Here is a 23,992-nt window from a genome sequence, read left to right as displayed (position 1 = left end):
ATGGCCAGGCCATGGGTGGATGCGGCCGCGGCCTGGACCGAGGCAACGCCCGGATTCGGTTCGAGCGATGTGGCGGCCGGGGTGTCGGCTTGCCGGGCCGGCCTTGGGGCCTTCGCCCCGCTGACGGGCGCGGCGGTGACCGGCCTGGCCTGCCGCCTGGGCGCGGCGGCGGCCGGGCCAGGCGGGCTGGCGGCTGTTGTGGCGACGGCGGGCCGGGCGACGGCGTACCCGGCCGTTGGAAACGGCGCGGGACGGGCCTTGGCCGGGGGCAGTGCCGCATCCGCGCGCCTGGGCGGTGCTGCCGGGGCGGTTGCCGCACCTGTTCGGACCCAGGCAAGCCTGTCCGCCTGCGCCCTGGCCGGCCTGGTCCGGGACGGGTTGGCCGGGACGGGCCTGCGCGAGGTGGTGCGGCTTTTCTCGCCCCTCGCCACGCGGCTTTGCCTGGCAAGCCCCGTGCGGGCTGCCGTTTCGCTTTCTTCCCTTGTGGAAACCGAACAGACCTGAGGCAACCATCATGACGGAAATCTACCAAGGCGACACGGGGCTCGAAATCCTCGTCGACTGCGGCTGCGACATTGCCGGGGCCGGAAGTCCGGGCCTGCTGGTGCGCACGCCATCGGGCGCGGTGCGCCGCTTCTCCGGGGCATTGGCCGCTCGCGACGGCGTGACGCGCTTGATCCGCTACGTCACCCAACCCGGCGACCTGGCCGAAGCCGGCGTCTACCGCATCCAGGCATCCCTGACCCTGGGCGACTGGTCGGGGCTTGGCAAAACCGCGCGGCTGACCGTCCGGCCGCGCTTCAATTAGGAGGAGAGCATGCAAGCCAGTTATGTCAGCGCCGCCTCCTTCACCGTCGCCGGCGACCAGACGGCCGTGTTCGCCGCCGGCCTGCGCATCCAGGCCGACTGCGGCGCGGACGGGGTGCGCTACGGAACGGTGGCGTCCTCGTCGAGCTATGCCTCGGCCACGGATGTGACCACCGTGACCATGACCCTGGACGGCGCCGGGCTGACCGCCGGCCTGACGGCCGAGCTCCACGGCAACGACCTGCCGGCCTCGCTGTGCCACCACGGCCACGCCGGCCCGGCCGACGGCGGGACGGTGGCCCACGGTACGCTTTCCGGCGCCGGAACGAACAGCCACGCCGCCCTCGATGCGTTTGTGGCTTCCAAGGCCGCCGCCTCCGGCCTGGCCAGCCTCGACGCCGCGGCCCTGGTCGTCCAGAACCCGGCCAATGCCACGGCCACGCCGGCGGCCGGGAAAATCCCCATTGCCAGCGCCTCGGGCTGGCTCACGTCCTGGATCGAGGCCGCGTCCACGGCCGTGGCCGGCATCGTCGAGTTGGCGACAAACGCCATCGCCTTGGCCGGCATGGACACGGCCAAGGCAATCACGGCGGCGGCTTTGTGGTACGTGCTGACTTTGGCCACAAGGTTGCGCATTTCGACCAATACCACCATCTGCGTCGCCACGACCGGCAGCGACACGACCGGCGACGGCTCGGCGGGGGCGCCCTACGCCAGCATCGCCAAGGCGTTGTCCAGTATTGCCGCGAAAGCGATCGACGACGGCGTGGTGGTCACCATCCAGTGCGCGGACGGCACCTACACGATCAACAGTACGGTACTGCTCGGTCATCCCGACCTGGACAAGATTCAAATCCTGGGAAACATTTCGGCGGAAACGACCGTATCGATATCAGCCATCGATACCACGGCAAAGACCATCACCGTGGCGGGCGACTACACCGCAACGCTGCTGGTCGGCGATGTCTTCGGCGTGACGGGGAGCTCCACGGCAAACACCAATGGCGCGTATAAAGCCACGTCCGTCTCCTATGCCGACGGCTATACCACCATCGGCTGCTCCGGCGACACGGTCGCTTCGGCGACGGTCGGCGGCGGCAGCCTGGTCATCAAGCCGTGCAACCGTTGCCTGCTCAATTTCACGGGCAGCCACGGCTTCACGTTCGCCAGCCCGCATGCCCTGTATGGACTCCGTGGCTTTCGAATCGTCGGTACGTCGTCATACCGTGGCATCTACTCGTCGAAAGCAGGATTCTCGACAGTGGGGAGTCGTGTAGTCCTTGAAGGATGGGGGCGAGGCATTTTTATTGGGGCTGGAAGTGTTTTTGATTTAACGACAGTCTATTTTTACAACACGGAATATGGCGCCGTTTGCTATAGTGCCATAGTAAATCTCAACGCCTCCTGTGTCTTCTCAAAATGCACGACGGCAATATCGCAATACAGGAGCAACACGAGCCTAGTCTCCAGTCCGGTTTTCCGCGAGGTGACCACGAACTATTCGCCCGCGCTCAATACGGTCGGCAACGGTAACGCCTACATCACAAACGCATAGGTCACGCCATGAAAATAGTCATTGCCACGGACGGATTGGTGAGGGCGACGCACGGCGACGCCCAATATATATCCGGCGTCCCCGGGTATGCCGGCTGCCTTGCCCTCACCGTGCCTGACAGCATGCCGGTGGAGATCGGGCAGGCCTGGTCGGTGTCGCTGACGGACGCCGTAACGGCGCGCGTGGCCGAGGCGGCGGCGGCCTGCGATGCGATCCTGGCCCCGCTGGCCGCCCGGTTCGGCGTCTACGAGCGCGACACCTGGCCGGCGCAACTGGCCGAGGCGCGGGCACTGCTGGCCGATCCGACGCTGGCCGACCTGCCGGCGGACACGACCGGCTGGGTGGACCCGATCCCGACCATTCGCACCATCACGGCCGTCACGGGCGAGGAGCTGGGGGGATTTGCGGCGGCGGTGGTCAAAAACAACGACGACTGGCTGCGCGTCACGGCCCATGTGGCCGGCCAGCGCCAGGCGGCCGTGGCCAGGCTCAAGGCCTGCGCCACGCTTGGGGCCGTGTTGGGGGTTTCCCTGGACTTCACCTTGCCGTCCTAGAAGGCTCGGGCGACTGGCCCGTTGACCTCTGTCCGGGTCCGTGGCGCAGGCCTTGAGCCTGGCCACGGGCCTTTTTCTTTGGCTGGGCACGGGTGCTTGCCTGGGGGTGTTGCCTTGAAAAAAGGGCGGCCATGGCCTAGGGAACACGTACGGCCGGTCCCGGCCAGGGGGCTTGCGTGGAAAAACCGCGTATCATGTTCGTCGACGACGACCAGGAGATCCTGGCCTCCTACACGCGCGCCCTGCGCAAGCGCTACGACGTGCAGGTGGCCGCCGGCCCCGAGTTGGGCCTGGACATGCTGGGCACAGGCCCCGAGGTGGCGGTGGTGGTCTCGGACCTGCGCATGCCGGGCATGGACGGCGTGGAATTCCTCGGCCGGGTGCGCGAGTTGCGGCCGGACGTGGTGCGCATGCTGCTGACGGGCTTCGCCGACATCGCCGTGGCCATGGCCGCCATCAACAAAAGCAAGATCTTCAGCTTTCTGACCAAACCCTGCCCCGTGGAGGACCTCGAGGAGGCGCTGGCCGCGGGCTTGCGCCAATACCAGCTCCAGGCCGCCGAGAAGGAGCTGTTGCGCGGCACCGTGCGCGGCACCATCAAGCTGCTGACCAACCTGCTCGAGATGGTCAGCCCGGAGGCGTTCGGCAAATCCTCCCGGGTCAAGCGACTGGCCATGGAACTGGGCACCTACCTGGGCATGGAGGACCTCTGGCGCCTGGAACTGGCGGCCATGCTGTCCCAGATCGGCTGCGCCGCCCTGCCGGCCGAGACCCTGCGCAAGGCCTACCGGGGCGAGCCCCTGCCCGGGGACAAGGCCTACGAATTCGCCATGCACCCCAAGATCGCCGCCGACCTCGTCTCCAACATCCCGCGCCTGCGCGAGGTGGCCGAGATCATCGGCTACCAGGAGAAGCGCTTCGACGGCGGCGGCCTGCCCCCGGACGGGGCCAAGGGCGAGCGCATCCCGCTGGGGGCGCGCATCCTCAAGGTGGCCCTGGATTTCGACACCCTGGAGGCCCATTACCAGCACCGGCGCGCCTCGGACAATCCCGTGTTCGAGAGCCTGTCGCGCATGCGGGACCGCGCGGGCTGGTACGACCCCCACATCCTGGACGCCCTGGAATCCCTGGCCGCGGTGCCCGACGGCTACAAGCCGCGCCTGGCCCTGGCCCGGGAACTGGCCCCGGGCATGCTGCTCGACCAGGACGTGACGGACCTCGGCGGGGAATTGGCCCTGGGCCGGGGACTCGAACTCAACGCCCTGTCCATCCGCCGGCTGCTCGACCTGGGGAACCTGACCGGCGGGACGGCGCGCTGGCGCGTGCTCGTGCCGCCGGCCGAGCGGCTGGCCTTCGCCAGGATGCTGGACGGTTAGCCCCGGCGCCGTTGCCACGACAACCCGAATCAGGCGTGCATCATGGAAGACGCTCCAGCCACGGACAACGAGGCCGCACAGCGGGCGGGGGAACGCTTCAAGGGCGTCTTTTCCACTCAAAGCCAGGCCGTCATCGGTTTCGGCACGACTCGGCGCAAGGTCAAACAGAACATCTTCGTGTTCGCCGAGGAACAGGCCGACGGCTCGTTTACGGTGCGCAACCTCAACAAGCACTTCATTCCCTCGGGCAGGCCCAGGCTCGTGACCAAGGACGAGTTGCTGGCCAGCTTTCTGCCCGAGCCGGACCTGTATCTCAACAAGGTCGTGCCCATGATGCGCCAGGTCCGTGAGGCCGTGGACGTGGCCGACCAGCACCGGGCACAGGGCGAGCACATGTCCGCCGAATTCGAATACAAAAACGCCCTGCGCGTGGACGAGGAACACATCCGGGCCACCTTCGGCCTGGGGCTGACCTACCTCGACCGGGGCGAGCTCGACAACGCCAACCTGGTGTGCCGGCGCATCATCACCCTGGAGTCGGCCTTCGGCGAGGAGCACAAGCACCTTTTCAACGAATTCGGCATCAAAATGCGCAAGCACGGCATGTACCCCCAGGCCTTGCGCTACTATTTCAAGGCCTACCGCCTGACCAAGGGCGACGAGAACCTGCACTACAACATCGCCAGGACCTACTACGAAAAGGGCAAGCTCAAACTGGCCAGGAAATTCCTGGAGATGGCCCAGGGCATCAATCCCGGCCTGAGCGAAGCCACCGGCTTGCTGCGTGCCATCGAGAAGAAAGAGGCCGAAACCGAGGCCGACGCCAGGCCGCTTGCACCACAGCGGTTTCAGTGGTGAGGCCCGGGCAGCCGGGCAAAGAGGGGAGCCATGAGCTTTTTGGGGCGATTTCTGGTGGAGCAGGGCGCCGTCAGCCAGGCGCAACTCGAGGAAGGCCTGCGCTATCAGGGTGAAAACAACCGCCGCATCGGCGAGGTGGCCATGGACCGGGGCGTGCTCACCGCCGAGCAGGTGCTGGCCATCCGCGACCGCCAACAGGAAGACCACCGGCTTTTTGGCGACATCGCCGTGGGGGATCGCCGCATGAGCCGCCGGACCCTGGACGAGCTCCTGTTTTTCCAGAAGGTCCATCATGTCTACCTCGGCGAGGCCCTGCTGCTGCTTGGCCATCTCGACCGGGACCGCTACCGGGAGCTCATGGGCCGCTACGGCGTCCTGCGCGAACAGGGACGGGTGGAGCTGCGCTATCTGCAGGAGTATTTCGCCGAAAACAGGGTGGCCGAGCTTTTTTTCACCGCCCTGTCCCGGGCGGTGGGGCGCCTGTCCGGCCAGGCCCTGCAACCGGCCGGGATCGGCCAGGTTTTTGACTGGCCCCGGGGCCGCGAAACGGCGGTCATCACGGGCCGGGTGCTCGGCTGCCGCGAACTGGCCGCGGCCGTGGGCCTCGACGCCGCGCTGGCCGCCCGCCTGGCCGGGGAGCCGGGCGGGGCCGACGTGTTCGAGACGACCCTGCGCTATTTCGGCGACATGCTCCCGGATGCCGGCCTGCGCCTGGCCGAGGCGCGCCTCGATCGGCCCGGGCGGTTCGGCCATCCCCCCGAGCAGTGCCTGTTTGTGCGGGGGCTGACCCCCCACGGGGAAGCGGCCGTGGTGTTCCGGATGGGGGAGGACGCGGTATGAGCCCGGCCGAAGGGGGCGACGCGGCCGGGGACCTGGCCCCCTATCTGCGGGCCCTGTTCGAGGCCGTGGACGTGGGGGTGTGCCTGCTGGACGCAAGCGGCCGGCCGGTTGCCGCCAACCCGGCCACGGCCCGCCTGTTCGGGGCGGCGGGCTGCGCGGGCGTTGGGGAGCACCCGGGCGGCCCGTGCGGCATCTGCCCGGTCCGGGAGGCCCTGGCCCAGGGGCGGGCCCTGGCCCGGGAAGCCTGCCTTGACGGCCCGGACGGGACGGCGCGCCATATCGAGAGCACTTGCTACCCCTTGTCCGACGCCGCCGGTGGTTTGATCGGCGCGGCCGCCATCAGCCGGGACGTGACCCCCCGCGTTGCCGCCCGGCGGGAAAGGGAGCTGGTCAACCAGGACATCGAGACACTGCTCGGCTCCATCCGCTCCATCCTGGTGAGCCTGGACGGCGAAAACCGCGTGCGCCGCTTCAACGCCAGCGCCGAGGCCGCCTTCGGCCTGGCCGCCGACACGGTCCTGGGCCGGGATTTTTTCGAGCTCGACATCGCCTGGGAAGGGCCGTGCGTGCGGGAAGCCCTGGCCGCGAGCCGGGAGTCGCTGCGCCCCGCCCGGGTGGACGAGGTGCGCTGCCGGCTCGCGGACGGCAGCGAGCGGCTGCTGGGCTTTACGGTCAACCCCGTGGCCGGGGCGAGAGGCCCGGCCGGCCTGCTCATCCTCGGCCAGGACCTCTCCGGCATCAAGGCCCGGGAGCTCAAGGTCCTGCACGAGCGCCGCATGCAGGCCATGGGCCAGCTGGCCTCGGGCATCGCCCACGAGATCAATACCCCCATCCAGTACGTGGGCTACAATGCCGGCTTCCTCGACGAGGCCTTCGACGACCTGCTGGCCCTGCTGGCCGCCCATGCCGACCTGGCCCGGGCCGTGGCGGCGGGGCCGGGCCCGGACCTGGAGGCGGCCCTGCGCCGGGTGCGCGACACCGAAGCGGCCATCGACCTGGGCTACCTGCGCGAAGAGATCCCCTCGGCCATCGCCAACACCCGCAAGGGCATCCGGCAGGTGTCCGAGATCGTGGCGGCCATGCGTCAGATGTCCCATCCCGGCACGGGCGAGCCGCTTTTTTTCGACCTCAACGCCGCCGCCCGCGACATCGTCACCATCACCCGCAACGCCTGGAAACATGTGGCCGAAGTGGATTTAGACCTCGCCCCGGACCTACCTTTGGTGTACGGTCTGCCCCACGAGGTGTCGCAGGTCCTGCTCAACGTGGTCTTAAACGCCGCCCAGGCGGTGGAGGACGGGCTGGCCCGGGGCGAACTGGCCCGCGGGCGCATCGCTATCGCCACCACGCTTGCCCAGGGAAACGTGGTGATATCGGTGGCCGACAACGGCCCGGGCATCGAACCGGCCGATGCCGGGCGCATCTTCGACCCCTTTTTCACCACCAAGGCCGCGGGCAAGGGCACAGGCCAGGGCCTGGCCATCAGCAACGCCATCATGGCCCGCCACGGCGGTTCCATCGACTTCACCAGCCGGCCGGGGGAAGGGGCCGTGTTTTTCATCCGGTTCCCGGTCGCGGAAGCCGGCCAAAACAAGCCGTGACGGGGCTGACGCGTCAGGGGTTGCGGACGCATGGGCGCAAAATACAAAATACTGTTCGTGGACGACGACGCGGAACTGGTCGCGGCGCTCAAGCGCGCGGTGCGGCGCAAATATGTCGTGGATGTGGCCGTGGGCCCCATCCGGGCGCTGGAGGCCGTCACCGAGCGCGGCCCCTACGCGGCGGTCGTGGCGGATTTGCGCATGCCGGGCCTGGACGGCATGGATTTTTTCGTCCGCCTGCGGCGGGTCTGCCCGGATACGGCCCGCATCATGCTGACCGGCTACGCCGATCTGCCCACGGCCATGGAAGCCATCAACGCGGCCGGGGTCTTCCGCTTCCTGTCCAAGCCCTGCGCCGAGGACGCCCTGGAGGAGGCCCTGGCCGCCGGCGTGGCCCAGTATCAGCAGGCCACGGCGGAAAAGGAATTCCTCAAGGCCGCCCTTCGCGGCATCATCAAGGTGCTCACCGACCTGCTGGCCCTGCAAAACCCCGAGGCCATGGGCCGGGCGAACCGGGTGCGGCGGCTGGTTATGGACATGGCCCGCAGCCTCGAGGCGCCGGAGCAATGGCGCATCGAACTGGCCGTCACCCTGTCCCAGCTCGGCGCCCTGGTCATGCCCGAAGCCATGTTCGCCGCCTTGCGCACCGAGGGCGACCTGGCCGGGGACCGGGCCGAGCTGTTTCGCCGCCATCCGGCCATCGGCGCGGACCTGCTGGCGAGCATCCCCAGGCTCGACGAGGTGGCCGACATCATCCGCCACCAGGAGCGCCCGTTTTCCGGCGAAGGCGAAGGCCCGAGCGGCCCGGACATCCCCCTGGGCTCGCGGCTGCTCAAGGCGGCCCTGGACTATGACCGGCTGCTGACCGCCGGGGCGGGGCGCGAGGCGGCCCTGGAGGCCATGCGGGCCAGGGAAGGGGTGTACGATCCCGAGGTCTTCGAACTGCTGCGGGTCATGGCCGGCTCGCGCGAGGGGTATGCCCCCCTGGAGACGCCGCTTTCCTGCTTGACGGCGGGCATGATCCTGGAAGAGGACATCCGTTTGGTCACGGGCGAGAAGGCGGCCGCGGCCGGACAGATGGTGGATGCGGGGCTTCTGGCGCGTTTGCGGGAACTCGGACCCTGCCGGCCGGAGACGCTGCGGGTGCTGGCCCCGGCCGGCGAGGAGCCGGCTTGCGGCCTCGTCGACCCCGAATTGCTGGCGCTGCTGCGCCGGGTGAGAAACGCGTCGCCCCTCGGGTGACGGCTGCGGGCGGGCCATGTCCAACAACATCGCGCGGGTGAGGGCCGAGCAGGCGGCCAAGCGCTACGAGCGCATCGTCATCGACTATTTCGCCGAGGGCGGCATGGCCGTGGCGGCCACGGACGACGAGAGCTTTTCCCGCCTGGTCAAGTTCACCCTGGGGGGGCTTCGGGTGGACGTGAAGGCGGCCTTTCGCGAAACCGCCGACTACGACGAGCTGGTGGCCTTCGCCAACAAGGTCTGCCAACGGGTCAGCGCGCCGCTGTTGCTTTTCATCGAGCGGCGCATCCGCAAGGCCACCTGCATCAAGCCCGTCAAGGTGCTCAAGACCTTTTACGGCGACCGGGTGCGGCTGATCGTGGCCGGCACGGAGATGTCGCGCGACGAGCTGGTGCTGACCCACGAAATCGGCGCCGACAGCTGCATCACCAAGCCCATCTCGGCCAATGCCCTGGTCGAGAAGATGGCCTTCGCCGTCAAGCCCAACAACCAGCTCGGCGTGCTGCTCGACCGGGCGGCGGAACTCATCGCCGCCGGCGACCTCGACCAGGCCGAACGGGTGACGGCCAAGGCCTTCGAGATCAAGCCCGACAGCCTCAAATGCCACCTGCTCATGGGCGACGCCTCCCGGAAACGCGGGGACTTCGCCGCGGCGGAAAAACACTACCTGGCCGCGGCCAAGGCGGAGAAGCTCTACATCGAGCCGTTGCAGCGCCTGGTTGGGCTGTGCCAGGAAGCCGGCGAGTTCGACCGGCGCCTGGCCTACCTGACCCGCCTGGACACGCTTTCGCCGCTCAATTTCGAGCGCAAGGTGGAGATCGGCGGCCTGCACCTGGCCAAGGGCGACTCGGACACGGCCAGGACCTATTTCGAGGAGGCCCGGCGCGTGGTCACCCGGGTGGCCTCGGACATGGTCAGCGATTCCCTCATGGAGATCGTCCGGGTCATCGGCGAAAAGGACCAGGAAATGGCCCTGCGCTTCGTCACAGAGGCCATCGCGGCCAAGGGCGAGGCCCTGGGCCAGGGCGACCTGTGGCTTTTCAACGACCGGGGCATCCTGCTGCGCCGCCAGGGGCTGTGGGCGCAGGCCGTGGACAACTACCGCAAGGCCTTGGAGATCGCCCCCGACGACCCGGGCATCCTCTACAACATCGGCGTGGCCCACGCCGAGGGCAAGCAGTTCGACATCGCCCTGCAGCATTTCGAGCGCGCCCTGGCCGTGGAGCCCAATCTGGCCCGCCAGGCCCCGTCCGTGGCCTACAACATCGCCACGGCCCACCACCGCTGCCGCAACCTGGACCAGGCCCGGGCTTTCCTCGGCATCGCCCTGGAACTCGACCCCGGCTACGAAGCGGCCCGGCGCATGCTCGACTATCTCACCGAGTGAGCCCCCACGCCCCATGTTCGCCCTCGCTTGCGCGCGCCGCCTTGTCGCGGCCGGCCTGATCCTGGCCGCCCTGGCCTGCCCCGGCCCTGCCCGCGCCGTGGTCCGGGCCGTTGCCCCGCCCGGGCCGACCGGCGAGGCCGGGCCGGTGGGCGGCGTTTTCGAGGCCTGCGGGGCATTGTCCGTGGAACCGGGGCTGGTCCAGCCCTGGCCCGGGGCCAAGGCCGTGCGGCTGGGCGAGGCGGTCCTGCCCACGGACAAGGGCCTGGGCTGCCGTTTCGTCCTGCCGGGCAAGCCCGGCGGCCTCCCCGTCGCGGTCGAGGCCCGGCTGACACGGCCGTCGGCGCTCGGCGACGAGCCGGCCGTGGACCGCTGGTTCGTGCCGGCCCGGCGCGGCGAGGCGGCGGTTGCGGCCTATGCGTTTTCGCCCTCGGGCTCGCCCGTGCCCGGGGCGTGGCGGCTGGAACTCGTGGCGGACGGTGCGCCGCTGGGTGCCTGGACGTTCGTCGTGCCGCCGCCGGCTGTCGGGGCCGAGGCCGGGGGCGTGGCCGCCGCCGCGCCGCTTGCGCCTGGGGCGGCCACGGCAGCGCCCGGGGGAGGCAAGCCGGCAGCGCCCGAGGGCAGGGGGATACCGCCCGAGGCCGTGACGGCACCACCCGAGGGGCTGGCCGCCGCGCCCGGACCGCAACCCAAGGAACGGCCGGTTCCGCCGGCCCAAACGCCTCCCCTGGCCCCGGCCAAGGCCGCATCGGCCCAGGCCGGAGACGACACCGCCGTGTCCTTGGCCGAGGCCGCACCGCCGGCGGCACGGGGCGCGACCGGGGCCGCGCCCGCCGCCAGGGCCGAGCCGGCATCGGCCGGAGGCGAGAACACCGCCGGCCGCAAGGCGGCAGGGTCCGAGACGGGCAAGAGCGCCGTCCAGGGCCGCGAAGCGGTTCCGGGCGCAACCGGAAGCCCCGTTGGGGCGGGCCGCGAAACGGCCACGACCGGCAGCGCCGCCGCCAAGTCCGAAACAGCCGCAACAGGCAGTGCCGCCGCCAAAGGCGAAACGGCCGCAACAGGCAGTGCCGCCAGCAAACGCGAAACGGCCACGGTCGGCAGTCCCGCCGCCAAGCATGAAACGGCCGCGACTGGCAATGCCGCCACGTCCCGAGATACCGCCACGGCCAAAGGCCGGGAGCCGGCCAAGGGCCGGGAACCGGCGCAAGGCCGACAGCCGGCCAAGGGCTTCGTTGCCCTGCAAACGGGCCTGTTCGCCGACGCCGGCAATGCCGCTGCCCAGGCCGCCAAGCTGCGGGCCCGGGGCATGCCGGCCTGTCTGGTCGAGGAGGGGGGGGGCGCCGGCACACGGCACCGGGTGCTGGCCGGCCGGTTCGGCGACAAACGGGCTGCCCTGGCCGCCCGCGCGGCCGTGGGCGCGGCCGTCGGGGTCACGCCGCTGATCGTCGCGGTGGATGCCGCCACGGCCGCCCGGCTGCGTTGCCACTAAGCCGCAAACGCCCGGTGCTGCGACGGGCAAGCCGCGCTGTCGCGGCCGCAACGGGTGTTTCCGGTGGGCCGGCGCAGTCCGTGGCGGCCCGGGCGCAACAGCCGCATCCACACATGCCGCGCCACGGTGGGCAGGCAACCCGCGCCGCCTCGGGCGCAACCCGTCGTCAGGAGGGGGCTGGCTTACTTGTGAAAATGGGCCAGGAGCTTGTTGAGGTCGTACAAGAGGGTGGTCAGGCGGACCAGGTAGCCTTCGTAGAGTTGCTGCACGTCCACGGAGGAGCCGAGCGCCATTTCCTGATTGCGGGCGGTCAGGAAGTAGACCATGTTGTTTAAGAAGGTGATGATGTTCTTGCAGCGGCTATAGAGGTAGTTGTTGAGTTCCTTGTCCTCGTAGTTGCCGTGCTTGAGCGAGATATAGAGCAGGTCGATGAGGTTGTTGAGGCTGGTCGTCACCTTCTGGTGGGTGTCGAACAGGAAGCGCAGCTTCTTGTATTCCAGGCTGTCCTTGTTTTTTTCGTAGGCCTGCAACAGTTCCAGGATCCGCCCTTCCGCCGGGCGGCTTTCATCGTAGTAGCGGACGACATCGTCCATCATGGCGACGAGGGTGGCCTCGTCGATGGCCTGGTCGGTTGCGGCCGCCGGGTCTTCGGCCGCAGCCGCGACCGGGGACACGAGGCCGGTTGCGGCCACAAGGACGACTATCGCAACGAGGCGCGGCAATGGCAGCATGGCGGTACCACGAGCGAACGGGGCGCGGTCGTCCCGTTACGGCTTCTTTTTGTTGCAGGTGTCGCAGGGGGCTTCCTCGCCGCCGCCCCGGGAAACCTGGCGCAATACGTCCTCGAATTCGCCGATGGGTGCCGCGCCGCGCACGGACACGCCATTTATGACAAACGTCGGCGTCCCTTCGATGCCAAACGCCCTGGCCTCGGCCACGTCGTCGTCGATGCGCTTGGCCAGGGCCGGGTCCTTGAGGTCCTTTTTGAGGCGCGGCACGTTGGCCCCGAGCTTGACGGCCAGGGCGTACAGGGCCGGTTCGCCGGCCTGCTCGACCTCGCGCTGGGCCGCGAAGACCGCGTCGTGGAAGGCGAAGGCCAGCTGCGGGTCCTGGGCGGCCAGGGCCTCGTAGAGCAGCGCCGTCTGCCGGGACAGGTCGTCGGTGGCGTAATGCTTGAAAAGCACGCGCACCGAGTCGGGGTGGCGGGCCATGAAGTCCTTGAGTGTCTTGGCGCCCTGGGCGCAGTAGGGGCACAGGAAGTCGGAGTAGACCACGATCAGGGTCTGGGCGCCCGCCGGCCCGCGTACGGCCCGGGCCGGGTCCACGGCCGGCGTCAGGGGCTTTTTGAGTTCCTCGGCCTGTTTGGCCTGGCGCTGGGCGTCCTGGTTTTCCTGTTGGCCGGCGACCACCAGGGCGAAGAGTTCGCCTTTGCGCTCGGACAGGGCGTCGAGGACCATGTCGGGGTGTTCCCGCAGGGTCTGGCGCACGGACTGGTCCGAAGCGGTGGGGGCGCAGGCGAAAAGGAGCAGGCTGACGGACAGGGCGGCAAGAATGCGGGGCGGCATGGGGCGTTCCTTTGGCAAAAGCGGATGTCCTCGACTGAAGAACCTACCTTGGGCAGGGTGAATTGCAACAAAAATCTCGCCAATGCAAGGGAAGTTCCCCGGGAGGATTGCCTTTTTTTCAGGCTGGGGTAGCATGGAGGCTGGCTTCGCCGCATGGGGCGGCGGGATGCACCGTGACGCCAAGGAGAGAGCATGAAACGTATCGCGACGGTTTTTTGCGCACTGGTCCTGTGCGCCGTGGCCGCGGCCGCCGTGGCCGCCGGCGACGCGGCCAAGGGCGAGGCCCTGGCCAAGGGCTGCGCCTGCCATAAGAGCAAGGGCGACCTCAACGGCGTGGACGCCGCGACCTTGACGGCCAAAATGCTGGCCTACAAGGACGGCAAGGGCGAAAACAAGGCCATGATCGCCATCATGCAAAAACAGTCTCCCGAAAATATCGACGATCTCGCCGCCTATTACGCCTCGCTCCCCAAAAAGTAACCCCGCCCTTGCTTCCCGCCGGGAAAAAGGCCATGGCCAAGGCGCCAAACCCTTTTTCCCGGCGGAGTCTCCATGCGCGCACGCCTGTCCTTGTTCCTTCGCCTGGCCCTCACCGGGGGCTGCCTGGCCTACGCCCTGTGGGGGGTGGACCTGGCTGGGCTCGCCCATGCCCTGGGCGCGTTTCGGGCCGGGCCCGTGATCGTTTATACCGCCTTGGGCCTGCTGGTGGTGGTCCTGCCGGGGTTGCGGCTGCGCTACCTCATGGCCGGGGCCGTCGGCCCGGTCACGGGCGTGTGGGCCTGCCTGATCGGGCTGGCCCTCAACAACGTCCTGCCGGCCAGGCTTGGCGAGATGGCCAAGGCCTTCTACCTGCGCAAGGAAAGCGGCGCCTCCCTGGGGCGGGCCTTGGAGGCGGTTTTCTGGGAGCGGTTTTTCGACCTCAACGCCCTGCTTGTCCTGGGCGCGGCCGTGGCGGCGCTCATGGGCCAGGGGCTGGTGCTCTTTCCGCTGCTGGCGCTTGTGGGCGGGGTCTGGTGTTTTCTGCTGCTGCTGCGGCTGCGCCCGGGCGCGGCGCACGGCCTGCTGCGGCTTGTGCCCATGGAGCGGCTGCGGCTTTTCGGCGCCGAGATGCTCGGGCTTTTGCAGGCCAACCTCCGCTTGGGTTTTCTTTGCCGCTTGGGGCTGTGGACCGGCGCGGCCTGGAGCGGCTACCTCGTCCTCTATGGCGTGGGCCTGTGCTGGATGGCCGGGCTGCCCGTGGATGCGCGCCTGGTGCTGACGGTTTTCGCCGTGGCCACGCTGGGGTTCGCCCTGCCGGGCGCGCCCGGGGGCATGGGCGTGTACGAGGCCTCCATGGTGCTGGCCCTGGGCTGGTTCGGCGTGGACCGGGACCGGGCCTTTGCCGTGGCCCTGGCCATGCACCTGCTCCAGTACATTCCCGTGACCGCGACCGGCCTGTGGCGGCTGGGGGCCAGCGGCCTGCGCCTTGACGAACTGCGCGGCCGGGCGTCGCCGGATGCCAAAGGTTGAGTTGTCAATTGGCGTAGGCGAACACCTGTCGCCGCTACAGTCAAGAACGATTTTGTTATAAGTTAGCTTTTTTAATGGAGTTTACTTTCAGACGATTTTGTCTCTCTGGAGATACGGCAGTCAGGTTCTTGTGACGTCCGTTCGGCTAGACGAGCAATTCACATATCTTGCCCCAACCATCCGATGAAAACGATTCTCGGTCAGGGCACGTCTTTTCCTTCTGGGCGTAGGTAGGCTGCAGTCCCTCAAAAGGTTGGGTTAATTCTCCTTGGTGGGCTTATAGCCAACTGTTCTATAAAATTTATGGTTGAAATAGTAGTGTCCGTGTACATCATTGCCAATAAAAGCACTCTCCGAATGGGAGGAGCTTCTACATAAATACTCAGGGGTATCCTTTTGCTCTGACCCGTCCAGCCTGCTGTAACTGCAGCCATTGGTGCAGGGTTCTGGTGAAGGGCAAAGGCAGTTTTCGTAGTTTTCAATGGTGTAATCGAAATGGCATCTGGTATTGCGCAGCAAATCATTTTGGTAACGATTTATGCCATTTCTTTTGTTGTATGCATCTTTTGAACAATCAAGTTGTCCGGATTTTGAACATGCATAAGTGGCTATCGCTGCTTGTAGTAGGTCGAATGCGCCGTTTATTGCCTTGCCGATGTTTTCAGTGCAGCTTATATGCGTCGGATTTTGTTCGCACAAGAAGTCTCCTGTAGGGAGTTCGAGGAACGCGTCGCACATAGTGTTCCAGTTGATGAGACCGTTATTCTTTTCGCATTGTTTTTTCCACTCTTCGTAATCGTCCGGTCCTGCTGCAACAACGTCGTTGCGTTGACGATGGTCTGTAGGGGTTTGGGGATAATTTGACTTGGCCGAAGCACTCGCAGTCATTGGAATATTGAAAACTGTCCACACGTCATTGTCTGCTCTCGTCGAAAAAACCTTTTTGACGATCTTCATTTCGCTATCATATTCCATTACCAGTGTTGAGTCTCCGTCAAATGCTATTTGGATTTTATTTCCAGTGATGAGTCCGCCTGTGAGATTTGCCTTTAGATTGTTGCCGTTGCTGTTTGTAAGATAAAACTGAAAACTGTTTCCGGAAGCGCAGCTGCCGTCGCTAGATTTTGATCCAGTTGCGTATGCCAAAGATGTATTTTTCTCTATGTACAATATATCGCTGTTATCAAAAACATAAGTAGCTGGTGCTTCTTGTTTTGTTGTGATTACCGGTGTTAATAAAAGCATGTCGAGGTCGTCGTTGGAAAAAGATTTTGAAGAGAAGCAATGAACCAGCATGACTGCAAGAACCATAACTCGAATAGTGTTCACCGTCACCTCCGTGTGTATGCTCTGCTATGATTTCTTGGTTCTGTCGCTATAGTGGGCTAAGCAGCTAGCATTGTGAGGGGAAAGGACGCCAGTGGTGTAGCTAGTATTATAATGAATTGTAACGTGTCTTCAATAGCTTGACGCATAAAATGCGCTCGCAGTCGCGTTTCCGCAAGAGAAATGGCAGTTGTTTTCTTATGGAGTCTTTCGCAGAAACTCGGCTGGAATACTGGTGCAGCCTCCTTCGTTTGGCTCAGTCAACAAGTTGAGCTTCATTCGCGGTGTCTAAGATGGCACTAGCCATCACTAAGCTCTGTATTAACGCCGCTTTGATAATTTATATTATAAAAATTTTTTATTAGATACTTCAGGCTGGGCCAAATGTCAATCTGCACTAGGCTTCCCGGTCAGGATACCTGGCCCGGATGGCCAGGATGACGTCGTGGATGGAGAAAAACGCCGCCACCGCCAGCGGGTCGAACTGGCCGCCGGCCTGGCGGTGCAGTTCTTCCAAGGCCTGGTCGTCGCCAAACGGCGGCTTGTAGATGCGCCGGCTGGTCAGGGCGTCGTAGACGTCGGCCACGGCCGTGATCCTGGCCGGCAGGGGGATGTCTTCCCCGGCCAGGGGCGGCCCGCCGGCCGGCACGTCGGCCGCGGCTGACCCGCCGGGGTAGCCCGTGCCGTCGAAGCGCTGGTGGTGGTGCAGGGCCACGTCGCGGGCCCAGGCGTGGACTTCGCTGACGGGATTGTTAAACAGCGAGGCCCCGAGCTCCGTGTGGCGCTGCATGACGGCGTATTCCTCGGCCGTCAGGCGCCCGGGCTTTTTGAGGATGGCGTCGCTCACACCCACCTTGCCCACGTCGTGGAGCATGGCCGCCACGCGCATCATGGCCTTGCGGCGCTTGAGTTCCCGCTCGGGCAGCCCCGCCCCCCGCTGCATGGCATGGTAGATTTCGGCGGCAAAGGCGCCGACCCGCTTGACGTGGGCGCCGGTTTCGCAGGGGTCGCGCAACTCGGCCATGCTGCACATGCGCAGGATGAAATCCTCGGTCACGATGCCGGTCTCGATGACCGCCGCCGCCTGGTCCGCTAAAAGGGACAGGGCGTCCACGTCGTGGCGGCCGAACACGGCCGGTGCGCCCGCCGCCGTCGCCGGGTTGATGATCTGGAGCACGGCGATGACTCGCCCCCGGCTGGAGGTGATGGGCAGGGAGAGCACGGCCCGGGTGCGGTAGCCGGTGCGGGCGTCGAAGGAGGCGTTAAATCGCACGGGATGGCCCGGGGGCAGGGCGTGGGCGTCATCGATGACCAGGGGCTGGTTGGCCACGGCGGTATACCCGGCCAGGGAGTCGCCGTTTATGGGCAGCCGGGCGGTCAGGTAGACCTGGCGGGCGATGTCGCGGTCCGAAAACAGGCTGTCGTTGTGCACGTAGCTGAAAACGAGGCTGTCGCCCTCGACCAGGAAGATGGTGCCGGAGTCGGCCCGGACCAGTTGCCGGGCTTCCAGCAGCAGGCGGTCGAGAATGCCGTCCAGGCTGCGCAGTTCCCGCAGCCCCTTGATGATGGCCAGGATGCGCTCCACCGTCGGGCCGGACCCGGCCGAGCCCGGGCCGGGGGGGCGACCCGGGGCGCCCGGGGTGTCGGTTGCCGGCTTTTCGTCCATATCCGAGCCATTATCGCCTCGGTAACGGGCCGTCAACGATGGAGATCGACGGATTTGGCCCGCCGCTTGTCCAGGTCCCAATGGAAAAAGATTTCCATGAGTCCTGGGATGATGTGGCCCTGCACGGGTTGCCAGCGGATCTTGCCGGCCTGGTGATCGAGCTGGCCGCTGGCCAGAAATTCCAGGCCGAGCAGCCTGTCGCCGGACAGGTCGTCCCGGGACAGGTGGCGCACCCGGGCCACGATCCAGAAATCGTGCTCCCCGGGCAGGCGCGGCTCGTTGAGTTCGAGATGGACCACCACCCGTTGCCCCTTGGGCAGCTCCAGGGGGCGTTGGCGCAAAAGGGCCGCGCGCAGGGCCAGGCGCAGGCCGCCGGCCGAGATGTCGGCCAGCCGGGCCTGGCCGGAACGGAAATCGACGTCGCGCAGGCTCGGTGCGTTCAAGGTGAAGCCCTCGCCCTTGTCGTAGCGCCATAAAAAGGCCGACTTGACCTGCCCCGATTCCGGTTCCAGGCGCAGGCTCTTGCGGCGTTGGCCGAAGACCAGGGCCCGGGGTTCGTCCAGGACGAGCCGGGCCGTGCCGGCGCGGCCGGGGGCGGCCTCGCGGATGCGGCTGTCGAAGGTGTAGAAGGTCTCTTCGGCCTGGCCGCGCCGCAGCTTGACCCGGAAAAAGCCCGTCACCGGCAGGCCCGCCCAATGGGGGCCGCAGGCGGCCTTGCCGACGCTTTCCAGCATCAGGCCGCGGCTGGAGGACTCCAGGATGGCGCACAGGAGTTCGCCAAGGCCGGTAATGGGTTCGGGCAGGGCCAAGAAACAGCGGGCTCGCTGGGCGATGGCTTCCTCCATGAGGCGGCGGGACGTCTTGGCATGCGCGTTCATGGGGTCTCGGGGGGGCGCGGCCGGTCGGGGCGGCGGTTGGGGTTGCGGGTCGGGGCGGTGTTTTCCAGGGCCGGCCCGCCCGGTGCCCTCGGGCGGCGGCCAGCGGCCGCGTGGTACCGGACACTTTTCAATCCCGGCCGGCCGTGCTATCCCGCGCTTGGCTCACGGGAGGCACGGGGGCCGGATTGTTCGCGCAAGGAGAGGGAGAAATGGTTTCGGCATGGTTTCGGATCGGCGTCGTTTCGGCGGCGCTTCTTTTTTTGGCCGCCGGGGAGGCTTGGGCCAAAACGGTTTTCCTGGGTGGCAGCCAGACGGCTGGCTGGAAATACGTAGGCGGCTTTTCCGAGGTGGTCAATAAGGCGGCCGTCAGTAATACCACAACAAAGATATTGAAAAGCCTGAATTCCGTGATCGCCCTGAAGCCGGAGAAGGTCTTCATCCTGGAAGGGATCAACGAAATATGGAGCCCCAACGCCAGCATCCTTTCGCGCTACCGCGAGATACTGCGGCGCATCCACCAGGGGTCGCCCAAGACGGTCGTTTTTGTGCAGAGCGTGCTGCCCGTGGTCAACAGGCCCGATCTGTCCAACGACAAGATCCGTGAGCTCAACGACGGCCTGCGGGCCTTGTGCGCCGAGCTGCCGGGCTGCGTCTACATCGACCTGTTCGGGCATTTCGCCGTGGCCGGCGCGCTCAACGAATCCCTGACCACCGACGGCGTGCACCTGCGCCCGGACGGCTACAAGCTGTGGCACGCGCTCATCGAGAAGTACGTCAGCCTGCCCAACGAGGAGTTGCTGCGGCCCGAGATCCTGGCCGGCCTGGCCGGCCAGCCGGGGGCGGCGCCCACGGCCAACTGAGGCATCGCTGCAACGTGACCGGAAGGCGGGCTTGTCCCGCCTTTTTTTTGGTGTTCGCCGCAAAACGGCTGCCCAAGTTCCCGCGGCTGTGCTAGCCTGGCCCTACGGTACAACCATCCGAAAACGATGCAACCATCCGAAGGAGGGCTCCCCGATGAAGCGCGCGCTCATGGCCTTGGTGGCGATTTTGATCCTCGGTTTGGCCGGAAACGCTTTTGCCTGGAAAAAACCACCCTTTGGCAATGTGGACAAAAACCACGACGGATTCATTGTGTTCGAGGAGATCGTTGTCTTCAACAACGGCCTGACCCTGGAGCAGTTCGCCATCCTGGACATCAACAAGGACGGCAAGATCGACAAGGCCGAGTACGCGGCCATGGGCAAGGCCAGGGCCTATGCGGGCAAGCGGGTGAAGAAGGCCTGGTGGAAATGCTCGGGCCGGGCCGGCATGGAACTGTACATGCGGGGAACGGATCTGCTCCTGGCCGGCAAAAACGCCGAGGCGGACGTCCTTTTGCGCCAGGCCGTGACCATGCCGCTTTGCGTCGACTATTTGAGCTTTGCCTACTACAATCTGGGGGTGGCCTGCATGCGCCTGGGCGACGACGCCTGCGCCAGGGCCAACCTGGAAAAGGCCCGGGCGCTCAACGTCAACAACGTGGTCCCGGAAAACGACTTCGGCCTTTCCGGCACGCCACGCAAGGCGGGCAAACCGTAAGCCGCGCCCCCGTGTGGCCAAGGCCTTGGCGTTCGTTGGAAGAAGCAACCCGTCCGGTGCGTTGTCCCTGAAGGGCGGTTGCCTGGCCGTGCCGGGAGGCGACAGGGCGGCGACGTCGCGAGGCGGGGGCGTGTCGGCCGCCCCCGCCGGCCCGCGCCCTTGACAGGCCGGCCCGCGATGCGCATGCACGAGGGCATGGCGGCGCCCACGGCGCCGGCGACCGTGGAGGCCAGACGTGGGCAACGTGCTCATCATCGACGACGACCAAAGCATACGCGACGCCCTGGCCCGGGTGGTGACGCGCCTGGGCCACGTGCCGGACACCGCCGCCACCCTGGCCGAGGGCCTGCGCCGGGCCGGGGACCGCGAGGTGGACGTGGTCTTTCTCGACGTGCGCATGCCCGACGGCAACGGCCTCGACGCCATCGGCGACATCCGGCGCGCGCCCTCGAGCCCCGAAGTCATCGTCATCACCGGCTGGGGCGACCCGGACGGGGCCGAGCGGGCCATGCGCCAGGGGGCTTGGGACTATATCGAGAAGCCGCCCACGGTCAAAACCATGACCACGCCCCTGGTCAGCGCCATGGAGCATCGGCGCCAGGGCCGGGCGGCCCGGGAGGCCGGCGGGCCGTTCCGCTTCGCCGGCATCGCCGGCGGCAACCCCAAGCGGGCCCACTGCCTGGAACAGGCGGCCAAGGCCGCGCCAAGCGATGTCAACGTCCTGCTCACCGGCCCCACGGGCGTGGGCAAGGAGCTTTTCGCCCGGGCCATCCACGACAACAGCCCCAGGCGCGGCAAGGCCTTCGTGGTGGTGGACTGCGCCGCCCTGCCGTCGGGCATCGTGGAAAGCGTGCTGTTCGGCTCGGAAAAGGGCGTCTACACCGGCGCCGACCGCCGGCGCGAGGGCGTGCTGCTGCGGGCCCACGAAGGGACGCTGTTTCTCGACGAAGTGGCCGAGATGCCCCTTTCGGTGCAAAAGGCCTTTTTGCGCGTGCTTCAGGAGCGGCGGGTGCGGCCCGTCGGGGGGCTCGAGGAGGCGCCCTGCCATTTTCGGCTGGTTGCGGCCACCAACCAGGATCTGGTGGCCATGGCCGCCGAGGGGCTTTTCCGGGAGGATTTGCTGTTTCGCCTCCAGGGCGTGGGCATCGAGCTGCCGCCCCTGTCCGGCCACATCGAGGACATCCTGGATTTCGCCGCCCATTTCGCCACCGAGGCGGCCCACCGGATCGGCCTTGCCGCTAGGCCCTTTTCCGAGGATTTTTCCCGGGCGCTTCTGGCCTATCCCTGGCCGGGCAACGTGCGCGAGCTCAAAAACACCCTGGAAGGGGCGGTGGCCCTGGCCGGGGGCGACGACGTGCTGCTGCCCGTGCATCTGCCGCTGCACATCCGGGTCTGCGCGGCCCGCAACCGGGTGACCGGCCGGGCCGGAGCCGGCGGCCGGGAGGACGGGCCCGGCGAGGGGGCCTGGCTCTCCCTGGACGCCTTGCCCCGCTTCCGGGATTTCCGCGACCAGGGCGAGGCCCGTTACCTGCGGGCCCTGGCCGAGCGTTTTTCCGGCGACGTGGGCCGCATGCTCGAAGTGTCGGGGCTGTCGCGCTCGCGCCTGTACGCGCTGCTCAAAAAACACGGCATCGCCGGCGTGCGGGCCTCGTAAATCGGGGGCAGCCGCCGGCCGGGCTAAAGATGGCCGGTCCCGGGGTCGAAAGGGATGGAAAGGGGGTGGCGCGTAACCGGCACGGTGCCGGCCGCGTCGCCGGCCTCCGGGGCGGCTGTGTGAAGTACTTGGTCATCCTCGCCGGCATCATCTGCCTGGTGGTCTACATCTTCCTGGGCGGCCCCAGGCTCGCCCAGGGCGACGTGCCCGAGACCAACCGCCGCGAACGCGTTTGGGAGCGCATCGCCAGCCTGGAGGCGCAACGCCAGGACATGCTCATCCGGGCCAATGGCCGGCTGGGCGGGCCTCCCCGCCGGGGCTGCGCGCCTCGCCCCGGGGCCTATGCCACCGGCTATTTCGCCGGGTTCGGCCAGGGCTATTTCGAAGGCAGCTTCCTGGCCGAGGGCCGCCGGCCCGATCCGCTGTTTTTCCCCGTCCCCAATCCGTAGCCGCCGGCTAGTTCTTCGCCGCCTTTTTGCCCCTGCCCGGACTTCTTGCCGGCGCGCTCCCTTCCCGTTGGGCCTTGATCCGATCGGCCACGGCCAGGACGGCCAGGACGTAGAGGTCGCTGTGGTTGTAGGCGTAGACCACGGCCCGGGTCTCTTCCTCGGTCATGCCGGGCTTCCAGCCGTGGCCGCGCAGGTAGCTGGCCACGCTGACGATGGCGTCGGCCGGGCAGAACAGGTCCACCACCCCGTCGCCGTCGGCGTCGACGCCGTAGCGCAGGGCGTTGGTGGGCATGAACTGGCAGATGCCGACGGCGCCGTAGATGGAGCCGGGAATGCTGCCGGGCTGGCGGTTCTTGGCACCGGCGTAGCGCACGAGCGCGGTCAGTTCGCGAAAGGCCCACTCGGCCCGGTCGGCGGCGGCGGTGGCGGCGAAGTCGCGCCGGGCCGGGTCGCCGGTCAGGCTGCGCATGAAGGGTGCTATGTCCTCCAGGCGCGAGGACCGGGCGAGGCTGGCCAGGACGCTTAAGGCGTCGCGGTCGCCGAGGTAGGCGCCAAGGCGGGTCTCGACCACCAAAAAGGCGGCCACCAGTTCCGCGGGCGGGCCGTATTCGCGGCTGGCCTTGTCGAAGGCGGCCCGGTTTTGCCCCACGAAGCGCACGGCCTCGGCGATGACCGCCGGGGCGAGCAGATGGCGGTAATTGCTTTGCTCCAGGGTCTTGCGGCTGGGCTTGGGGCGCGGCTCGAATTCCTTTTTCACCATGGCGTCGACCTTGCGGGCCATGATTTCCGGGGAATACGTCAGGGCGCCCGGGGCGAACAGGCGATCGAGCAGGGCTCGGTTCAAGCCTTCGGCGGCCAGCCGGTCCACCAGGGGCCGCCAGCCAGGGTCCACGGCCGGGGTGGCCGGGGCGGCCCGCAGCGGGGCCGGCCCAAGCAGGCAACACAGGCACAGCGCCACCAGGGCCGGAAAGGGAACGAGGATGTTGCGCATGTCTTCTCGCACTCGTGTCGCTTCTCCGCGCGGGGACGGCGGGCCGTCGCGGGGAAACGGATGACGCGGTTGTTGTCCGTGAGGGACGGCGGCAGGGTTGCCTGGGCCGACACTAGCGTCATGGCCGCGGCCCGGCAAGATGCCTGGCGGCGGCGGGACCGGCGGCCTTGCCGGGCTGTCGCGTCCGGCTTGCCCAAGCGATGGGACGTGAAAACGGGATGTTGGCGGGCAGGTATGTGTCAGGCGGCAGCCGGCGAGGGCCTCTTGCTTTTTTTGGCCGGGGCTTCTTGAAATACGGTTCGGCTTTGCTATAGTGCCGCCACAGGTGGTTTGGACGTTCGTCTGTTCGAAAAAACGCTGAGGAGGTCTCTTATGAAAAAGAAAATGCTCACGTTTTTGGGGGCCGTCGCCTGCGCCTGGACACTGGCCTTCGCCACGACCCCGGCCATGGCGGGGACGGCCGCGAATGTGGCGACCTCATGGGGGCTTACAACCACGCTTGAAGAGAACTTCAATTTCGGCAACCCGGCCAGCACCAGCGACGCCAAGCTGCCGACCCAGGTGCAGACGGCCATCGATCTGGGAACCCTGGCGGCCTATTTCAATGCCGCCCTGCTGTTCGGCTTCTAACCGGCGCGTCCGTCCATCCAAAAAAGCCCTCGCCCTGAGG

At 67.1% G+C, this 23,992-nt stretch carries 24 protein-coding genes; 18 read left to right on the top strand and 6 right to left on the bottom strand.

The features are described from left to right. The 11 genes from ACP59X_RS20470 (at position 1) to ACP59X_RS20420 (ending at position 11,706) form a co-directional block, all read left to right on the top strand. A complete protein-coding gene (locus tag ACP59X_RS20470; RefSeq protein WP_428562081.1) occupies positions 1-504 on the top strand; it encodes a hypothetical protein in 504 nt (167 codons plus the stop codon). A 10-nt stretch (positions 505-514) separates the two neighbouring features. Continuing rightward, a complete protein-coding gene (locus ACP59X_RS20465) occupies positions 515-808 on the top strand; it encodes a hypothetical protein (RefSeq protein ID WP_428562079.1) in 294 nt (97 codons plus the stop codon). Positions 809-817: 9 nt separating this feature from the next. Further along, positions 818-2,362, top strand: coding sequence for a hypothetical protein (locus ACP59X_RS20460; RefSeq protein ID WP_428562077.1), 1,545 nt, complete (start codon positions 818-820; stop codon positions 2,360-2,362). An 8-nt stretch (positions 2,363-2,370) separates the two neighbouring features. Beyond that, positions 2,371-2,916 (top strand): hypothetical protein, encoded by a 546-nt coding sequence (locus ACP59X_RS20455; protein ID WP_428562075.1) that lies wholly within the window; start codon positions 2,371-2,373, stop codon positions 2,914-2,916. Between the two features lie 176 nt (positions 2,917-3,092). After that, on the top strand, positions 3,093-4,292 hold the full coding sequence (locus ACP59X_RS20450; protein ID WP_428562073.1) for an HD domain-containing phosphohydrolase: 1,200 nt from the start codon (positions 3,093-3,095) through the stop codon (positions 4,290-4,292). 42 nt (positions 4,293-4,334) lie between these two features. Beyond that, on the top strand, positions 4,335-5,150 hold the full coding sequence (locus ACP59X_RS20445) for a tetratricopeptide repeat protein (protein WP_428562071.1): 816 nt from the start codon (positions 4,335-4,337) through the stop codon (positions 5,148-5,150). 30 nt (positions 5,151-5,180) lie between these two features. Next, the gene (locus ACP59X_RS20440; RefSeq protein WP_428562069.1) at positions 5,181-5,990 is read left to right on the top strand and encodes a hypothetical protein; all 810 of its coding nucleotides are present in this window, start codon (positions 5,181-5,183) and stop codon (positions 5,988-5,990) included. Next, on the top strand, positions 5,987-7,591 hold the full coding sequence (locus ACP59X_RS20435) for a PAS domain-containing protein (protein ID WP_428562067.1): 1,605 nt from the start codon (positions 5,987-5,989) through the stop codon (positions 7,589-7,591). Before ACP59X_RS20440 ends, ACP59X_RS20435 begins: the two co-directional genes overlap by 4 nt. Before the next feature lie 30 nt (positions 7,592-7,621). Continuing rightward, entirely contained in the window at positions 7,622-8,833 is a 1,212-nt protein-coding gene (locus ACP59X_RS20430; protein ID WP_428562063.1) for an HD domain-containing phosphohydrolase, read from the top strand. Positions 8,834-8,849: 16 nt separating this feature from the next. Beyond that, entirely contained in the window at positions 8,850-10,220 is a 1,371-nt protein-coding gene (locus tag ACP59X_RS20425; RefSeq protein ID WP_428562061.1) for a tetratricopeptide repeat protein, read from the top strand. Between the two features lie 13 nt (positions 10,221-10,233). Beyond that, positions 10,234-11,706, top strand: a complete 1,473-nt coding sequence (locus ACP59X_RS20420) for an SPOR domain-containing protein (protein WP_428562059.1) — start codon at positions 10,234-10,236, stop codon at positions 11,704-11,706. 182 nt (positions 11,707-11,888) lie between these two features. Here the strand turns inward: ACP59X_RS20420 and ACP59X_RS20415 are convergent, their stop codons facing one another. Further along, entirely contained in the window at positions 11,889-12,437 is a 549-nt protein-coding gene (locus ACP59X_RS20415) for a hypothetical protein (protein ID WP_428562057.1), read from the bottom strand. A 36-nt stretch (positions 12,438-12,473) separates the two neighbouring features. Then, on the bottom strand, positions 12,474-13,271 hold the full coding sequence (locus ACP59X_RS20410) for a DsbA family protein (RefSeq protein ID WP_428562055.1): 798 nt from the start codon (positions 13,269-13,271) through the stop codon (positions 12,474-12,476). Positions 13,272-13,463: 192 nt separating this feature from the next. Between ACP59X_RS20410 and ACP59X_RS20405 the strand changes: the two genes are divergently transcribed. Both ACP59X_RS20405 and ACP59X_RS20400 read left to right on the top strand, forming a co-directional pair. Beyond that, entirely contained in the window at positions 13,464-13,751 is a 288-nt protein-coding gene (locus tag ACP59X_RS20405) for a c-type cytochrome (RefSeq protein WP_428562053.1), read from the top strand. Positions 13,752-13,823: 72 nt separating this feature from the next. Continuing rightward, positions 13,824-14,780, top strand: a complete 957-nt coding sequence (locus ACP59X_RS20400; RefSeq protein WP_428562051.1) for a lysylphosphatidylglycerol synthase transmembrane domain-containing protein — start codon at positions 13,824-13,826, stop codon at positions 14,778-14,780. Between the two features lie 258 nt (positions 14,781-15,038). Here ACP59X_RS20400 and ACP59X_RS20395 read toward each other — a convergent pair whose 3' ends face one another. From ACP59X_RS20395 to ACP59X_RS20385, 3 genes are all read right to left on the bottom strand, one after another. Further along, the gene (locus tag ACP59X_RS20395) at positions 15,039-16,109 is read right to left on the bottom strand and encodes a hypothetical protein (RefSeq protein WP_428562049.1); all 1,071 of its coding nucleotides are present in this window, start codon (positions 16,107-16,109) and stop codon (positions 15,039-15,041) included. Between the two features lie 394 nt (positions 16,110-16,503). Then, positions 16,504-17,772: an HD domain-containing phosphohydrolase gene (locus tag ACP59X_RS20390; RefSeq protein WP_428562047.1), complete on the bottom strand. Its 1,269-nt coding sequence runs from the start codon at positions 17,770-17,772 to the stop codon at positions 16,504-16,506. A 32-nt stretch (positions 17,773-17,804) separates the two neighbouring features. Then, a complete protein-coding gene (locus tag ACP59X_RS20385) occupies positions 17,805-18,650 on the bottom strand; it encodes a PilZ domain-containing protein (RefSeq protein ID WP_428562045.1) in 846 nt (281 codons plus the stop codon). A gap of 209 nt (positions 18,651-18,859) precedes the next feature. Between ACP59X_RS20385 and ACP59X_RS20380 the strand changes: the two genes are divergently transcribed. From ACP59X_RS20380 to ACP59X_RS20365, 4 genes are all read left to right on the top strand, one after another. Then, positions 18,860-19,510, top strand: coding sequence for a GDSL-type esterase/lipase family protein (locus tag ACP59X_RS20380; protein WP_428562043.1), 651 nt, complete (start codon positions 18,860-18,862; stop codon positions 19,508-19,510). A 154-nt stretch (positions 19,511-19,664) separates the two neighbouring features. Next, positions 19,665-20,228: an EF-hand domain-containing protein gene (locus ACP59X_RS20375; RefSeq protein WP_428562041.1), complete on the top strand. Its 564-nt coding sequence runs from the start codon at positions 19,665-19,667 to the stop codon at positions 20,226-20,228. 235 nt (positions 20,229-20,463) lie between these two features. Continuing rightward, positions 20,464-21,882 (top strand): sigma-54-dependent transcriptional regulator, encoded by a 1,419-nt coding sequence (locus ACP59X_RS20370; protein ID WP_428562039.1) that lies wholly within the window; start codon positions 20,464-20,466, stop codon positions 21,880-21,882. A 119-nt stretch (positions 21,883-22,001) separates the two neighbouring features. Continuing rightward, complete coding sequence (locus ACP59X_RS20365; protein ID WP_428562037.1) at positions 22,002-22,331, top strand: hypothetical protein; 330 nt, start codon at positions 22,002-22,004, stop codon at positions 22,329-22,331. A 7-nt stretch (positions 22,332-22,338) separates the two neighbouring features. Here ACP59X_RS20365 and ACP59X_RS20360 read toward each other — a convergent pair whose 3' ends face one another. Then, on the bottom strand, positions 22,339-23,322 hold the full coding sequence (locus ACP59X_RS20360; RefSeq protein WP_428562035.1) for a lytic murein transglycosylase: 984 nt from the start codon (positions 23,320-23,322) through the stop codon (positions 22,339-22,341). Between the two features lie 372 nt (positions 23,323-23,694). On the opposite strand from ACP59X_RS20360, the gene ACP59X_RS20355 reads away from it, so the two are divergent. Continuing rightward, positions 23,695-23,952, top strand: coding sequence for a hypothetical protein (locus tag ACP59X_RS20355; protein ID WP_428562033.1), 258 nt, complete (start codon positions 23,695-23,697; stop codon positions 23,950-23,952). Positions 23,953-23,992 lie beyond the last annotated feature (40 nt).

Origin of the sequence: Solidesulfovibrio sp. DCME (assembly GCF_049995385.1) — a bacterium.
Taxonomy (GTDB): Bacteria; Desulfobacterota; Desulfovibrionia; order Desulfovibrionales; family Desulfovibrionaceae; genus Solidesulfovibrio.
Note: the sequence above shows the minus strand (reverse complement) of the source record. Positions and strands in the feature narration are given on the sequence as shown.